Annotated in this window: 12 protein-coding genes and 1 riboswitch; all 12 genes read left to right on the top strand. The window is 59.7% G+C overall.

Features of this window, described 5'->3' with window-relative positions:
- Positions 1–6: 6 nt before the first annotated feature.
- Positions 7–1,428 carry a phenylacetate--CoA ligase family protein gene (locus AXW11_RS19915; RefSeq protein WP_091642344.1) on the top strand — a complete coding sequence of 474 codons (1,422 nt, stop codon included), beginning with the start codon at positions 7–9 and terminating at the stop codon, positions 1,426–1,428.
- Entirely contained in the window at positions 1,429–2,409 is a 981-nt protein-coding gene (meaB, locus tag AXW11_RS19910) for a methylmalonyl Co-A mutase-associated GTPase MeaB (RefSeq protein WP_083637141.1), read from the top strand.
- Positions 2,396–4,093, top strand: coding sequence for a methylmalonyl-CoA mutase family protein (locus AXW11_RS19905; protein ID WP_091642341.1), 1,698 nt, complete (start codon positions 2,396–2,398; stop codon positions 4,091–4,093). Before meaB ends, AXW11_RS19905 begins: the two co-directional genes overlap by 14 nt.
- A 42-nt stretch (positions 4,094–4,135) precedes the next feature.
- Positions 4,136–4,693: a cob(I)yrinic acid a,c-diamide adenosyltransferase gene (locus tag AXW11_RS19900; protein WP_036206502.1), complete on the top strand. Its 558-nt coding sequence runs from the start codon at positions 4,136–4,138 to the stop codon at positions 4,691–4,693.
- Between the two features lie 28 nt (positions 4,694–4,721).
- Positions 4,722–5,741 carry a threonine-phosphate decarboxylase CobD gene (cobD, locus tag AXW11_RS19895; protein ID WP_091642338.1) on the top strand — a complete coding sequence of 340 codons (1,020 nt, stop codon included), beginning with the start codon at positions 4,722–4,724 and terminating at the stop codon, positions 5,739–5,741.
- Positions 5,742–5,788: 47 nt separating this feature from the next.
- Positions 5,789–5,989: riboswitch (cobalamin riboswitch) on the top strand.
- Between the two features lie 245 nt (positions 5,990–6,234).
- Entirely contained in the window at positions 6,235–7,956 is a 1,722-nt protein-coding gene (locus AXW11_RS19890) for a TonB-dependent receptor plug domain-containing protein (RefSeq protein WP_228301241.1), read from the top strand.
- Positions 7,957–7,978: 22 nt separating this feature from the next.
- Positions 7,979–12,190 carry a cobaltochelatase subunit CobN gene (locus AXW11_RS19885; protein WP_091642333.1) on the top strand — a complete coding sequence of 1,404 codons (4,212 nt, stop codon included), beginning with the start codon at positions 7,979–7,981 and terminating at the stop codon, positions 12,188–12,190.
- Positions 12,184–13,080 (top strand): cobalamin-binding protein, encoded by an 897-nt coding sequence (locus tag AXW11_RS19880; RefSeq protein WP_091642330.1) that lies wholly within the window; start codon positions 12,184–12,186, stop codon positions 13,078–13,080. Before AXW11_RS19885 ends, AXW11_RS19880 begins: the two co-directional genes overlap by 7 nt.
- 33 nt (positions 13,081–13,113) lie before the next feature.
- Entirely contained in the window at positions 13,114–14,067 is a 954-nt protein-coding gene (locus AXW11_RS19875) for a FecCD family ABC transporter permease (protein WP_036206521.1), read from the top strand.
- Entirely contained in the window at positions 14,067–14,837 is a 771-nt protein-coding gene (locus tag AXW11_RS19870) for an ABC transporter ATP-binding protein (RefSeq protein WP_085681135.1), read from the top strand. The genes AXW11_RS19875 and AXW11_RS19870 overlap by 1 nt, the downstream gene beginning before the upstream one ends.
- 13 nt (positions 14,838–14,850) lie before the next feature.
- Positions 14,851–16,179 (top strand): cobyrinic acid a,c-diamide synthase CobB, encoded by a 1,329-nt coding sequence (locus AXW11_RS19865; protein WP_091642327.1) that lies wholly within the window; start codon positions 14,851–14,853, stop codon positions 16,177–16,179.
- The coding region (locus AXW11_RS19860; protein WP_286792647.1) for a cob(I)yrinic acid a,c-diamide adenosyltransferase at positions 16,172–16,658 on the top strand (487 nt) is incomplete at its 3' end. The genes AXW11_RS19865 and AXW11_RS19860, both read left to right, overlap by 8 nt.

Below are 16,658 nucleotides of genomic sequence, written 5' to 3'. Positions count from 1 at the left end.
TCTCCGATGGAAGAGTGGAATTTTCCCCCCAGTTATCGCAACGACTATTTTCCGGATACGAACAGTCCCTACTGGTTCCGGGACCGGGAGACGATGGACCCGGAAAAACGCGATGAGTTGATTGTTGCGCGCATCCGCGAGGTGATGGCCTATGCCTACGACCACTCGCCATTTTACCAGCGCAAATGGGATGAGGCCGGTATAAAGGCCAATGACATCCGTACCCTCGCAGACTTCGAGGAAGTGCCCGTCGTCACCAAGCAGGAACTGCGCGATTCCCAGGCGAAAAATCCACCTTTCGGGGATTACCTCTGCTGTCCCGAAAGCGACATCCATCATATTCACGGCACTTCTGGTACCACCGGCCGACCCACCGCTTTTGGCATTTCCAGGCGTGACTGGGAAACCATTGCCAACAACCATGCCCGGATCATGTGGGGTATGGGGTTGCGACCCGGTGATACGGTATTTGTGGCGGCGATCCTGAGCCTCTACATGGGGTCATGGGGGGCGTTGATCGGAGCTGAAAGACTGGGTTGCAAAGCCTTCCCCTTCGGCGCTGGTGCGCCCGGGATGACTGCGCGAGCGGTAATCTGGCTCGGAATGATGAAGCCAGCCGGGCTGTATTCAACGCCGTCTTACGCGTTAAGGCTGGCGGAAGTGGCCCGCGAGGAAGGGGTAGACCCGAGAGAATTCGGCATCAAAGTGCTGTTCTTCTCCGGCGAACCGGGCGGCTCTATTCCTTCCATCCGCGACAAGATTCAGCAGATCTACGGTGCCAAGGTAGTTGACTGCGGAACGATGGCAGAGTTGACCCCCTGGATGCATGCCTCCGGTAGCGCAGACACCGAGGGCATGCTGCTTTGGCAGGACATTGTCTACACCGAAGTGGCAGACCCCAACACCCATCGCCGGGTGCCATACGGCGAGCAGGGAACGCCGATCTACACCCATCTCGAGAGAACGTCCCAGCCGATGATCCGGATGGTTTCCGGCGATCTGACCCATTGGGTGATGGAAGACAATCCCTGTGGTCGCACCTATCCCAGGCTGCCCAAAGGCATCTACGGCCGAATTGATGACATGTTCCAGATCCGCGGTGAAAACGTGTATCCCAGCGCCATTGCGGAAGTTCTGGAAGGCCTGGCTGGTTATGGCGGCGAGCACCGGATCATCATTTCGCGCGGTGGCTCTATGGATGAGTTGGCTGTCAAAGCGGAGTTTGATCAGGAGGTCGCAGGTAGGGGCCCGGATGCGATCAGATCTCTTGGTGAGAAAGCAGAGGCTGAACTTAGCCGGGTACTGGGCGTGCGCGCACGGGTCGTCATGGTTGACCCCGAGACCTTTCCTCGCACGGACTTCAAGGCCCAGCGTGTGGTTGATGATCGCGACCTTTACCAGAGCCTCAACCAGAAGCGAGGAGGTTAAATGATTAACCGCATACCCTCGATGAAGCTCGCTGAACGTGTGCGGGAAGGGCATCTTCGCGCCATCGCCAGACTTATTACCCGCGTTGAAAGCGGCGGTGATGCTGAGGTGCGCGAAGCCCTGGCCGAGCTTTACAAAAGCACCGGCAACGCCCATGTGGTGGGCATTACCGGTGTGCCAGGAGCCGGGAAGTCCACCCTTGTCACGCAACTGGTCCATGAGTACCGGGCCAGCGGCCGCAAGGTCGGCGTTGTTGCTATTGACCCGTCCAGCCCGTACTCCGGCGGTGCTATCCTCGGTGACCGTATCCGCATGGGCGACCTGGTGTCCGACCCCGGCGTTTTCATCCGCAGCATGGCCACACGGGGAACCCTGGGCGGCCTCGCCAGGCCAGCCCTGGATGCGGTTGATCTTCTGGATGCAGGCGGCTTTGACGTGGTCCTGATCGAGACGGTCGGGGTGGGGCAGGACGAGGTCGATATTGTCCGTGCCGCCCACACGACCGTGGTCGTCAACGCGCCCGGGCTGGGCGACGACATCCAGGCCATCAAGGCCGGCGTTCTGGAGATCGCCGATGTTCACGTGGTGAGCAAGGCGGACCGGCCGGACTCCAACAAAACCATTCAGGAGCTCAAGGCCATGCTGATGATGAGCCTGGAGCCGGGCGAGGGAATCTGGCGGGTGCCCGTGGTGCCTACCAGTTCCGAAAAGCATACCGGTTTTGACGACCTGATGGCCGCCATTGATCGTCACGCTGAGCACCTGGAAAAAAGCGGCGAAATCACCCAGCGGCGGCACCAGATCGCATTAACCCGGGTGGTGAAGGTTGCTGAAGAGATTGTCCGGGATAATTTTGCACGTGACAGCAGGTCGCAGACCGAAGAGCTGCTCAAGAAGGTTACCCAGCGCGAACTGGACCCCCATGGAGCCGCAGTAACCTTGTTAAAAGCCATGAAGGAGACCATTCATGAAGCGCACTGACCAGTATGACCCCGCTGCACTCAAGCACATGGAAAAAGAGTTCGACCAGTGGGAACAGAACGAGGTGTCGTCCTTTATCAAGCGGGCGCCGGAGAGCAAGACGGAATACACCACTGCCTCGGGAATGCCGACGAAACGTACCTACACGCCACTGGACCTGAAGAATACGCCCTTTGAGGATATTGGTTTCCCTGGGCAATACCCGTTTACGCGGGGGCCGTACCCCACCATGTATCGGGGCAGGAACTGGACCATGCGCCAGATTGCCGGCTTTGGTACGGCAAGGGAAACCAACGGTCGCTTCAAGTACCTGATCGCCCAGGGCCAGACCGGTCTGTCCATCGACTTCGATATGCCGACGCTTATGGGTTACGACTCCAGCCATGCCATGAGCCAGGGTGAGGTGGGCCGAGAAGGCGTTGCCATCGACACCCTTGCCGACATGGAGGAGTTGTTCGACGATATTGATCTGACCAAGATCTCGGTATCCATGACCATCAATCCGTCCGCCTGGATTCTCTACGCCATGTACATCGCCCTGGCGCAGAAGCGGGGATACGATCTCAATGACCTGTCGGGCACCATCCAGAACGACATTCTCAAGGAATACATTGCCCAGAAAGAGTGGATATTCCCGGTGCGGCCGTCGGTTCGACTGGTGCGGGACTGCATCCAGTACGGCTCCGAAAACATGAAGCGGTACAACCCTATCAATATCTCCGGGTATCACATTTCTGAAGCCGGTTCGACAGCGGTCCAGGAAGTGGCGTACACCATGGCAACCACCATGGAGTATGTCAGGACCGCCATCGATGCGGGTGTGGATGTGAATGAGTTCGGGCCGCGCCTGTCCTTTTTCTTCGTCAGCCAGGCCGACTTCTTCGAGGAAATTGCCAAGTTCCGCGCAGCCCGGCGGGTCTATGCCAAGATCATGCGCGAAAAATTCAACGCCACCAAACCCGAGGCCAGCCGGCTTCGTTTTCACGCCCAGACTGCCGCGGCCACCCTGACCAAGCCGCAATACACCATCAACCCGATCCGTACCGCGCTTCAGGCACTGTCTGCGGTACTGGGTGGCGCCCAATCCCTGCACACCAACGGCATGGATGAAGCGTTCGCTATTCCAACGGAAGAGGCGATGCGTATTGCCCTGCGAACCCAGCAGATCATCGCCTACGAGACCAACATCACCCAGGTGGTGGACCCATTGGGCGGTTCCTACTATGTCGAGAATCTTACCGATGAGATCGAGAAGGAAGTCTGGAAGATTCTCGACGAAGTGGAAGAGCTCGGTGGCACGCTGCAGTGCATCGACGACGGCTACTTCCAGAGGGGCATCTCCGATTCCGCCTACGATTTCGCGCTGCGCAAGGCCAGCGGTGAGCGTCCGGTTATCGGCGTCAACATGTTCGTGCAGGACGAAGAGGATGTTGAAATCGAAACCCATCCCCACGATCCGGAAACCGAACGCCGGCAGATTGAACGCCTGAATAAGGTCAAGGACAATCGCGACGAGGAGAAAGTTCAAGGCATGCTCAAGCAACTGAAAGAGCAGGCCGAGGACGAATCGGCCAATCTCATGCCCATCACTATTGAACTGGTGAAAGAGGGCGCCTCGATGGGTGATATTGTTGAAACCCTGAAAGGGATATGGGGAACCTATCGCGAAAAACCTGTAATCTGACCGGCTTTGAATACTGACAGAACCGGTTCACGGGAGACATGAATGGTCAGGCTCACCAAGATCTATACGAAAACCGGAGACAAGGGCGATACCGGTCTTGGCGACGGCAGCCGCGTCGCCAAGCATGACCTGCGTGTGGAAGCCTACGGTACGGTGGATGAGGCCAACGCAGTGATTGGTCTCGCGCGGCTGCATGTGGACGACGAACTGGACGTGATACTGGCACGCATCCAGAACGACCTGTTTGATGTCGGGGCGGATCTGTGTACCCCGATCGTGGAGAACCCGAAATACCCGCCACTGAGGCTCGCCGAGGGCAAGACCGTTGAGCTTGAGCAGGAGATCGACCGGTTCAACGCGGATATTCCGTCGCTTCGCTCCTTTATCCTGCCCGCAGGCAATGCTGCGGCTACGCATCTCCACCATGCCCGCACGGTAACGCGGCGTGCTGAGCGCATCATTGCTCAGCTACAGGAAGAGCAGGACATCAGCCGGTTGGTGCTGGAATACATGAACCGGCTGTCCGATTTGTTGTTCGTTCTTGCCAGACACGCCAACAACCAGGGTAAGGACGATGTGCTTTGGGTGCCGGGTGAATAATGCTGGCCCGCGACCAGGGTACTGAAGCGTGAATTTGTCGCCGCTGGAACATGGTGGCCGGTTACGCGCCGCCGCGAAGAAGTGGGCGATTCCGCTGGATCAATGGCTGGACCTGTCCACCGGTATCAATCCGAGTGGGTGGCCGGTTCCGGCGATCCCGGAAGAGGTCTGGCGCCGCCTGCCGGACCCTGACGATGGCCTGGAGCAACTCATCAGGCAATGGGTAGGTGCGCCGGACGCCGCTGCTTGTATGGCCTTGGCCGGCAGCCAGGCGGCAATCATGCACTTGCCCCGTATACGAAAGCCGTGCCGGGTAGGTGTGCCCTCTCCGGGGTACCAGGAGCATGGTCACAACTGGGCTGTTGCCGGCCATCGGGTGATCGAGATTGGCAACGACCAGCGAGAGGACGATGACGAAAGTTGGCTGGACGAGCTGGACGTGCTGGTGTGGATCAATCCAAATAATCCCACTGGCCAGGTTGTTGATCCGGACCGGTTGCTGAGCTGGCATCAGCGGCTTCAACGTCGTGGTGGGTGGCTGATTGTAGACGAGGCGTTCGTCGATGCCACTCCGGAACTCAGTGTCGGGTATGCGACCGACAGACCCGGTCTTATCGTCATGAGATCCCTGGGTAAGTTTTTCGGCCTGGCGGGCCTGAGGGCCGGAGCTGCGGTGGGAGACCCGGATATTATTCGCCGATTGGGCGCAATGATCGGGCCCTGGTCAATCAGTGGCCCCGCGCGATTTATCATGGGCCAGGCGCTGGCGGACGCTCAGTGGCAGGCCGCGACGATGGAGCGGCTGCACAGTGAAAGCCAGCGGTTGGCGGACTGCCTGTCGCGGCATGGCATTGAAGGAGCCGCAGGAACGGTGCTCTTTCGATACGTTCGGCATGGCCAGGCGGCGGACATTGCAGGCGAGCTCGCACGGCGAGGAATCCTCGTTCGGGAGTTTGAGAACCCTGCCGCATTACGGTTTGGATTGCCCGGTTCGGAACCGGAATGGACCCGGTTAGAGCAGGCACTGTATTTAAGCCATCTGTATTGATTTAGCACATAAGGGCTGCTAGTTTGGCGCCCGATTCGATGAACACCGTGTTCAGGTAACGCTTTTTTGCGGTATCCCCGCCGGAAAGCGTAAAACGGGAAGTCGGTTAAAGTCCGACGCTGCCCCCGCAACGGTAAGTGAGCTAAAGGCAATCGAAAAAGCCACTGTGCGTCATGCATGGGAAGGTGATTGCCCCGGACCGGCCCATCGGCTGATCCACTCGCAAGCCCGGAGACCGGCCTGAATACACACCGGAAGTTGCGGAGGGCGACGGCGGTGGGAGAGTTGCGTCGGTCTCACACCCGTACTCTGACTCGTATCCTGCCTCCCCAATCTCATACTCAAACTCCGCAACACAATAACCATCACGCGGGTGCGCGTGGTTTGCCAGCGAGTGTTGATTATGAGTTGTCCGAAGTCTTTGCCGGTCCTGTTTTCCGGCCTCCCCCTTGTGTTCCTGCCAGTTTCCAGTGCGCTAGCCGACGAAGACATAATGGTCTCGGCACTTGACCCCATTGTTGTTACGGCCACGCTTGGTCCGAAGACCCGGGGCGAAAGTGACTCATCGGTCACGGTGATCGATGAAGAGGCGATCGAACGCTTGCAGCCTCAAACGTTCGACGAGCTGCTGATGGGCCAACCCGGCATTGATATCACCAGCAACGGCTCGTTCGGTAAGAACACCAGTGTCTACACCCGGGGTACCGGCAGCGAATCCACGGTTTTCCTGGTGGACGGCATTCGTTTGCGCTCGGCCACCAGTGGTAGTGCTGCCTGGCAGTATTTCCCGCCGCAAATGGTGGAAAGGGTAGAAATTGTTCGGGGTTCCCGCAGTAACCTGTACGGGGCCGATGCCGTGGGCGGCGTTATCCAGGCCTTTACCCACAGCGCCGAAAAGGGCCGCGAGGGATGGGTTCAGGCCGGCGGTGGCAACTTCAATACCCAGGAGTATGTGGCCGGGACGGCCGGTACTGAAGGCCGGATGACATACAGTCTGAGCGCAAGCCATCTGGAAACTGACGGCACGGCCATCGTTGAAGGGGGCGAAGACAAGGGCTTTCGTAACACCTCAGCCCTGGCGTCCGTTGCTCACCAGTTCGACTCCGGTGGGGAAGCCGGCGTTGTCCTCATGCGTGCCCAGGGCAATACCGAGTTCGAGGGCGGTGATACAGATTTTGCTATCCAAACCGTTGGTGTTCGTCTGGACGCGCCGATCAGCGACTATTGGCGGAGCCGTATCCTGTTAGCCGAATCCATTGATGAGCAGGATACACGGGACGAATTTGGTGACAGCACCTTCGACACCAAAACCCGCAGTGCCCGTTGGGAGAACCAGATCAGTATCGGCCGCCATGAGTACATCTTGGGCGGTGAACTCTTGATGGATGAAGTAGACAGCACCACCGACTTTGACGAAACCAGCCGCACCAACGCCGCTGTTTTTGGTCAGGCCCTGCTGAATTTCGGTCCGACGGACTTTCAGTTGAGTTTGCGCGCCGACGATAACGAGGCTTTTGGTCGTGAGGAAACCGGTGCGATCGCCATGGGTGTCGATATGGATCGCAACCATAGAGTAAGGGTGAGCTACAGCACATCTTTCCGGGCGCCCACGTTCAATGACCTCTACTTCCCGAACTTCGGCAATGCGGATCTTCAACCGGAAACCGCAGGTAGCGTGGAGCTTGGTATTGGCGGAAATTACGCCCGTTGGTTCTGGGATGCCGCGATCTATCAGACAGACGCTGATGATCTGATTGTATTTGTCTTTAGGGACGGTCGGTTCGCACCATTCAATGTTAACGAAGCACGCATCAGGGGGGTTGAGCTGAGTGCTGGCCTGGAATTGGACGAATGGACCGTGCAGGCTGGGGCCTCGGTAACCGACCCCCGCGACCGTGAGACCGACAATAGAATTCGTCGCCGTAGCGCGAAACAGTTCCGGGTGGATCTGGATCGGGACTTCGGCCGAGTGTCGTTGGGAACCACCGTCAAGGGCCAGGGGTATCGTTACGACGATGCCGAAAACGAAGAGCGCCTCGCCGGCTTTGTCACTTGGGACCTGCGGGCAAAGTGGGAAATCGACAGCCATTGGACCACCAATCTGACGGTCGACAACGTGCTGGACAGAGAATACGCCACGGCGCAGCGCTTTGATGGAAGTGCTTACATAGCCGCTGGCCGCACCGCAATGCTGACGATTCGCTACGACCTATGATCAACCATGGAGAGGTAAGGGCATGATTGAGCGCCTGTATAGGACTCTGAGACGCCCGTTGTTCGGCTGCCTTTCCGGGCTTCTGTTAATGCTGTCCCAACCGGTGTCCGGCGCCACGGTATTTGGGGTAGTGTCTGAGCGTTCCGCTGCGGAGATGGCTGCTGGTGCGGAACGCTTGCTGGCAGCCCAGCCAGATCACCGCATTATTCTGCGAACACCGGAGCAATTGGCAAACCTGGACAACAGCGCTCTCGACGATCTGGTGAGCCAGGCCGATGCCTTGTTGATGGCGGCGGTTTTCGGAGAGCAGGTGGGCCGGATTGAGCGTGCTGTGGGCGAGCAGGCCGCCGTTCGCGAGTTTCCGATTCTGGGGGTGAATGGCGACAGGGCGCTGACTGTGCTGTCACGGTTACAGGGGCGCAAGCCCCTGGAAGGGCTGGATGCCACGACCCTGAACAACCTGATGAAAGCGCCGGACCCCGGCACCGACTTGAAAGCCCATCTGGCAGAGCTTAAGGCCCGTTTCCCCGAACAGGAACCCTGGCTTGAAGGCCGGGCCCTATACCAGGGACGCACCCCGCAACACCTGGATGCCTTATTGCGTTGGTTGCTTGTTCAGGCGGGCGAAGAGCTTGACGTGCCGGATCTGCCGCCCCGGTCGCTGATCCGCTATTACCGTAATGGTGAAGCCACAGATAGCGCGGCGAACCTTAGCCTGCAATCCGGCCCTGTGGTCGCGCTTCTGGATCTGGACAGTGGTGATCGCCCCGGCGATCGGGCGCTGCTGGACGCAACCTGTGCAGTCCTGGAATCCAGAGGAATGCAATGCTTTGCGATTCTGTCCCGATGGGGTGGTGCCAGCCTGGAGGCTGTCCGTGCCCTGAATGAAACGGTAGGCCCGGCGACACTATCCGGTATTGTCAGTCTTCAGGACTTTATTATTGGAGGCGGTGAGGGTCGGCGTCAGGTCACGGAAGCGTTGGTCAGGTTGAATGTGCCGGTGATCAAGGGTTTGCGCCTGGCCTCCCGCACCACCAACCAATGGCAATTGTCGATCGATGGTATTCCGTCTGACAAGGTGCACTACAAATTGGCGATGCCCGAGCTCCAGGGGGTCAGTCAGCCTATGGTGCTGGCTACGGCGGAGCCGGAAGTGATTGACGAAAACACCGGTGTGGCTCTGACGCTTACCCAGCCGGTGCCGGAGCGGGTGGACGCCGTTGCGGACCGCCTGAAACGCTGGCAGACGCTGCAAGCCAAGGGCAACGCCGACAAGCGCGTGGCCATCATCTACTACAATCATCCACCGGGCCGGCAGAATATTGGGGCGGACAATCTCGATGTGCCAGCTTCCCTATATGAAATGCTGCACTGGCTTAAAGCCGAGGGCTACGAAACCGGCCCACTGCCGGAGAGTCCGGAAGCCCTCACCGACCTCCTCCAGCAACGAGGCGTGAGCCTGCCGGATGATCCTCGCGCGCTGAGGGAAATGGCCGGTGACGTTGCCTCAATGGCGGGCAGAACCTATCGTCAGTATCTCGAAACCTTGCCCAGGGTTGTCCAGCAGGAAATGGTCCATGGCCCCCTGGGTTATTTGCATGAGCGACTTGAGCAGGCACATAGGTTGGGCGAGAAAGAATTGGCAACCGGTCTGTTGAGTCGGGGCATTCGTGACTTGCGGCACCTGATTGAACACCTCCAGCACCCGAACCGAAAGGCGGCCCTGAGCCGACTGGACGAGTACGAAGCGCTCTGGCAAGCACGTCTCGATGAAGGTGGTCACAGTGGGGAACTGGATGACAGCCGGGTTGCGCTGGCCGATACGGGCATTCCCGGACTCAAGGGGTGGGGAGAAGCGCCGGGCCAGTCCATGGTGGTGGATGACAGGCTGATTTTCCCTGGGCTTCGATTCGGTAATATTTACATCGGTCCGCAACCGCCCCGGGGCTGGGAAGTGGATGAAGAATTGTTGCACGCCAACACCACCTTCCCCCCGACCCACCAGTACGTGGGTTTCTACCACTGGTTAAGGGATCACTACCAGGCTGATGCGCTGGTCTACGTTGGGCGCCACTCAACCAGGGAATTTCTGCCACGCCGCCGTGCTGGTTTGACGGGGGATGACTACCCCGATCTGCTGGGGGGTGACCTGCCATTGATCTACCCTTACATCGTCGACGGTGTGGGTGAGGGCATCCAGGCCAAGCGCCGGGCGCTGGGAGTCATGATCAGTCACCTGACGCCGCCGCTGGCCGCAACGGAGCTTTATGACGAACTGCTGGAGCTCCGACAGCTCGTGGAAACCTGGGAGTCCGCCAATGAACCCGACAGCCCTACCAGGGAGCGGGCGCTGAAAATGCTGCGGGAGAAAATCCAGGTGCTGGATATCTCTGACGATCTCGAACAGGAAATCGCTGGCGAGATGGGTTTGTCGGTGGAGGAGGTGTCCCTCGATGAACTTTCACCCGACCTGCTGGTTCATGAAGCCGGCCACTATGTCACTGATATGCAGGAACACTTTATGCCCTTGGGGCTGCACGTGTTTGGCCGGGACTGGAGCACAGACATGGTGGACACCATGCTCGACTCCATGGCGGGTAAGGCCGGCAAGCCAGAACCGGCCTGGCGCACCGATCTTGAAGCGTCTCCTGCTTCTGAGCGCACCAGCTTTCTCAACGCGTTGAATGGCCGGTTTGTTGCTCCGGGGCAGGGCAACGATCCATTGCGAACGCCGGCGGTATTGCCAACGGGGCGCAATTTTCACGCCTTGTCGGATGACCTGATTCCAACCCGTGTGGCCTGGTCGCTGGCTGAAGAACTGGTCGAGGAGGCCAGGGCCACAAAAGTCAGCACCTCAGAACAAAGCGATGCACTGGTGCTCTGGGCCTCGGATACGGTGCGAGACGAAGGGGTCATGATCGCGTTTGGCATGAAGCTTTTGGGTGTGCGTCCGGTGTGGAACAGTCGGGGCATCGTGAAAGGCCTGGAGCGTTTGCCCGCCGGCCCGGGAACCGATACACCCATTCGTCGCAATGTGGTTTTCACCACGTCCGGCTTGTTCCGGGATCTTTATGAAAGCCAACTGGAATGGCTGGATATGGCATCGCGTTACGCCTTGGCGGGTGCGGCGGGATCCATCAGGGCCGAGCACCCGGAGCTGAACGAGGCACTGGACCAGGCGTTATCGGTTCTGCCGGTCGACATGCGTAAGCCGGGCGAGGAATCCCTGTCCACCAACGGTGTTGCCGCCCACTGGGTCGCTGAGGCACGGGTATTGCTGGCCGCAGGTGCGTCGGCTCGGGATGCGGGGGCAAAGGCCGCTTACCGGGTCTTCGGTACGGCTCCGGGCGCATACGGTGCGGGGGTTAACCGGCTTGCTACCCGCACGGGAGCCTGGCAGGACCGGGAGCAACTGGGTGACGCTTATCGCCGGCGCATGGGGCACGTCTATGGCAAGGGCAGCCAGGGTGAACCGGCTCACGATGCTTTCGACCGACAATTGCGGTCGGTGAACCATACCTATCTTGGGCGGGCCAGCCACCTCTATGGCCTGCTGGACAACGATGACGGTTTTGATTTCCAGGGCGGGCTGTCCAACGCCGTGGAGCACTTGCGTGGCAAGCCACCGCAGAACCGGGTGCTCCAGTACGCAGACCCGCGAAATCCCCGGGTGGATTCGCTTCAGCGAGCGCTGCAGGTAGAGCTGAGAGCCCGTAATCTGAACCCGCAATGGTTGGCCCCACTGATGGAGCACGGCTATGCCGGTGCCCGCACCATGGGCAGTGATTTTCTCGACAACCTCTGGGGCTGGCAGATCACAAGCCCACAAGTGCTTCGTTCCAGTGTGTGGGACGAGGTCAATGAAGTGTACTTTCAGGATCGCCACGGCCTTGGCCTGGACGACTTCCTGGCAGAGGGCCACAACGTGCATGTCAAAACCCACATGCAGGCGATTGCGCTCCTGGCCGCGAAACGGGGGTTCTGGGAGGCGGACGTCTTCACCCGTCAGGCCCTGGCACGTGACTTCGCCGGAAACATCATCGACCATGGCCTTCCCGGCAGTGGCCACACTCGTCCGGATCACCCCCTGATGGATTGGGTCGCGGACCAGTTGGACCCCCGGCAGCGGGAAGCCTTCGAGTCCGCGCGACAAGGTGGGTCGGCCGACTTCCCCCCGTTAGGCGCCGCCAACGATGATTGTCAGACTCCCGGAAACCAGAGGGCCTCATGTTGAAATCGTTACGGCATACCGCTGCGTTGATGTCGTTTGCTCTGGCTATGTCACCGGGGGCTGTGGCCGGTACTGAGCGATGTGCAACCGACGACACCGGCCAGGAAGTCTGCCTTGAACAACCGGCCGGCCGGATCGCGGCCTTGTCTCCCGGAGCGACCGAACTTGTCTGGGCTGCAGGCGCCGGTGATCAGGTCATCGCGGTGGTTTCGTACAGTGATTACCCCGAGCAGGCGAAGCAGGTCACCTCTGTGGGTAGCCACACTCGAATGGACCTTGAGCGCCTGATGGCACTGAAACCTGATCTGGTCATTGGTTGGGTGACGGGCAACCCGCCGGAACAGATTGCGGCCCTGAAGGACCTGGGGTTGCCGGTATTCTCCATTGAACCCCGAAGTTTTGAGGGCGTTTCAAGCACCATCGAACGGCTGTCGATTCTGGCGGGTACCGAAGATGAAGGCTTTGCCGAAGCGGATCGTTTCCGCAAGGGAATGGCCGCACTGAAAAAACAATATCAGGGTGCGGAGCCGGTCTCGGTGTTCTATCAGGTGTGGGATGAGCCTCTGATGACCGTGAACGACGAGCACCTGATTGGTAAGGTGATCACGCTATGCGGTGGCGTGAACGTATTCGGTGATCTTGATCGCCTGGTGCCGAGGATCAGTGCCGAGGCGGTTATCGGCGCCAACCCTGAGGCCATTCTGGCCGGTGGCATGGGTGAAGAGAACCGGCACTGGCTGACCCGCTGGGAGGCTTTCCAGAGTATCGATGCCACCGTGAAGGAGAACCTGTACTTCGTTCCACCGTCGCTGATCCAGCGCCCGACGCCGCGTATTCTGAAAGGTTCACAACTGTTTTGCGAGAAACTGGATGATGCCCGTGCCAAACGTTAGTGGGAGACAGACCCCTTGAGCAGGCCTCTGACCATGCCACTTGTGTTGTTGGCTCTGGCCAGCCTCGTCGCCATGATGTTGTCGGTGGGTGTTGGCAGTGTCAGCGTGGCACCGGGAGACGTTGTCGCCGTCATTCTGGGTGAGGGCAGCAACCTGCAGCAAACCCTGGTGCTGGAATTGCGCCTGCCACGCACACTGTCCGCTTTCGCAACGGGCGGTTTGCTGGCCGTGGCCGGGGCTCTGATGCAGGTGCTGTTACGCAATCCGTTGGCGGATCCCTACGTTCTGGGGTTGTCTGGCGGTGCTGCCGTCGGGGCCTTGTTTGCGATGCTGGCGGGCCTGGGCGGTTTGATGATTTCGGGATCGGCTTTTGCCGGTGCGTTGTTGGCCACACTGATGGTGTTCGGCCTGGCCCATGGCACCGGAAGCTGGACGCCGTCGCGTTTGTTGCTCACCGGTGTGGTGGTCGCCGCAGGCTGGGGCGCGGTGATTACCCTGATGTTAGCGATCAGCCCGGCCCAGCGCTTACCGGGAATGTTGTACTGGTTGATGGGCGATGTGTCCTACGCTAGAACGCCCTGGCCCGCACTGGCTTTCCTGGTGCTGGTGTGTCTTTTGGTGGTACCCCTGGGGCGGAGTCTTAACGTACTGGCACGCGGTCCCATGCAGGCGGCAGCCCTTGGAGTGGCGGTGCGACCGCTGGAATGGACGATCTATATCCTTGCCAGCCTGCTCACGGCCACCGCGGTCACCATGGCTGGCAGTATTGGTTTTGTCGGCTTGGTGGTGCCTCACATGTTGCGGCTGGTGCTTGGTAACGACCAGCGCCTGATCCTCCCTGCCTGTGCACTGGCTGGCGGCACGCTGCTGGTGCTGGCGGATACCCTGGCGCGAGTAGTGATTGCGCCCGAGCAGTTGCCGGTAGGTGTGATCACGGCCTTGCTGGGTGTACCCACCTTCCTTTACCTGTTGTATCGGAGCCGCTGATGAATCCGTTGCAGGCTAGACAGTTGGTCATCGACATTCCCGGGCGGGGCGATGGGGAAGCGCTGAACTTTGCCGTGGAACCCGGGCAGATCTGGGGCGTTTTGGGGCCAAATGGTGCCGGCAAGACGACGCTCTTGCACACACTGGCGGGGTTGCGAGCACCACGTCACGGATCGGTTTGCCTGGGAGAGCATCCTTTGGCAGACCTGAAGCGCAGGACAATATCGCAACAACTGGGGATGGTTTTCCAGGAACGGCAGGACGGTTTTCCCGCGACGGTACTGGAAACGGCGCTGATCGGGCGCCATCCCTGGTTGTCACCCTGGCAGATGGAGTCCGGAGCCGATGAACGTCTTGCGAGAGGCGCTCTGGAACAGCTGGATGTGGGCCATCTCAGTGATCGGCTGGTGAACACACTCTCTGGCGGTGAACGCCAGAGAGTAGCCATTGCCACAGTGCTGACCCAGGCACCTGATACCTGGCTTCTGGATGAACCCACCAACCATCTTGATCTGCACCATCAGGTGTCGGTACTCCAGTTACTGACCGAGCAGGCGCGTAGTGGGCGTTCCGTCTTCATGTGTCTGCACGACCTGAATCTTGCGGCACGATGGTGTGACCATCTGCTGTTGCTGTACCCCAACGGCGAAGCCTGCTGGGGGCCTGCAGAACGAATGCTCGTGCCGGCCGCGCTTGAACGGCTTTATGATCAGGAACTTCTGACAGTGGACGTGGATGGTGCGCCGCTATTTGTCCCTGTTAAGTATTGAACGTAGGAGCTATATGAAAGCAACCGTACCAGCCGCAATGATTACCGCACCAGGTTCTGGCCAGGGGAAGTCCATGGTGACCGCAGCACTGGCGAGATTGCATAGGAATGCCGGACGAAAGGTACGGGTGTTCAAGCACGGCCCGGATTACCTGGACCCGATGGTGCTGGAAGTCGCATCCGGACAGCCGGTGTACCAGTTGCATCCGTGGATGACGGGCGAGGACGAGTGTCGCTGGCGTCTGGTGGAAGCCGCGCAGGATGCCGACCTTATTCTGGTGGAAGGATCAATGGGATTGTTTGACGGTGACCCTTCCAGTGCGGACCTCGCCAAGCTGATGGGTATTCCCGCTCTGCCGGTCATTGATGCCCGCGGCATGGCTCAGACCTTTGGAGCGGTGGCTCTGGGGTTATCAAAATTCGACTCCGCGCTTCCGGTTTATCAGGTGATTGCCAACCGCATCGGCAGTTCCCGACATGGGGCTATGCTGCGGGAGAGCCTGCCTGAGGGCATCAGTCTGCTAGGGGCCATTCCCCGAAACGAGGCCATGAGTCTCCCAAACCGGCATCTTGGGCTGGTTCAGGCCGGCGAGTTGGGCGATCTGGAGCAGCGCCTGGACGCCGCCGCTGACGTCCTTGCGGAAGCAGGGCTGGATGGCCTGCCGCTTCCCGTGACGCTGGAAGCTGAACCCCCGGAGTCCCCACCACCGTTGCTTGAGGGTGTTCGCATCGCCATTGCCCGGGACGCAGCGCTGAGTTTTATTTACCGCGCCAATCTGGACCTGTTGCAGGCGATGGGGGCAAAACTGTCTTTCTTCTCCCCGCTGATAGATTCAGCATTGCCAGACGCCGACGCCCTCTGGTTACCAGGCGGGTACCCGGAACTTCATGGCGCCACTCTGGCCGGTAACCGTCCGATGTTGGAGGCGATTCGCAACCACTACAGCGCCGGTAAACCCATGCTGGCCGAGTGTGGCGGGTTAATGGCCTGTGTGGAGGAACTGGCGGACCACGACGGAGAGATCCACAACCTGCTCGGAATTATCCCGGGTCGAGCCAGTATGGCCGGCCGCCTGCAGGCGCTGGGTCTGCAGAGCCTGAATACCGAGCAGGGGCAGTTGCGGGGGCATACCTATCATCACTCGCGACTGGAAACTGACTGGCAACCCCTGGCCCGAACCCGCAAGGTTGCGGGCACCGAGGCTGAACCGGTGTATTGCCGGAAGGGGCTGGTGGCCAGCTATTTCCACGGCTATTTCCCCTCCGCCCCAGAACTGGTGGCCGGAATTTTTCGCGGGCAGGCCATTCGCCCGCTTATCGATAAGGAGCCTGACCATGCGTGAACGCGCCAAAGACCCCGAACGCCATGCTCGCCGCATGGACGCAAAGCAGAAGATCATGCAGGAGCGCATCGCCCGTGCCCAGAAAGAACAGGGTGTGCTGCTGGTGCTGACCGGCCCGGGCAAAGGCAAGAGCAGTTCCGGTTTTGGCATGGTGGCCCGGGCGCTCGGCCATGGTATGAAAGTGGGTATTGTCCAGTTCATCAAAGGCGCATTCAGCACCGGTGAAGAAGCGTTCTTCCGCGAATTGCCCAACGTGAGTTATCACGTGATGGGCCAGGGCTATACCTGGGATACCAAGAACCGGGAGCAGGACGTGGAGGCAGCCAATGCCGCCTGGGATGTGGCCGCCAACATGTTGAAAGACGACAGCTACGACCTGGTCCTGCTGGACGAACTCAACATCGCCCTGAAGTACGACTATATTGATCTCGACCGTGTTCTGGACGACCTCCAGGGCCGCCCGGAGATGCAGCATGTGG

It is taken from the genome of Marinobacter sp. Hex_13 (assembly GCF_001566815.1).
Lineage (GTDB): Bacteria > Pseudomonadota > Gammaproteobacteria > Pseudomonadales > Oleiphilaceae > Marinobacter > Marinobacter salarius.
This window is presented reverse-complemented; position numbering and strand designations above follow the sequence as displayed.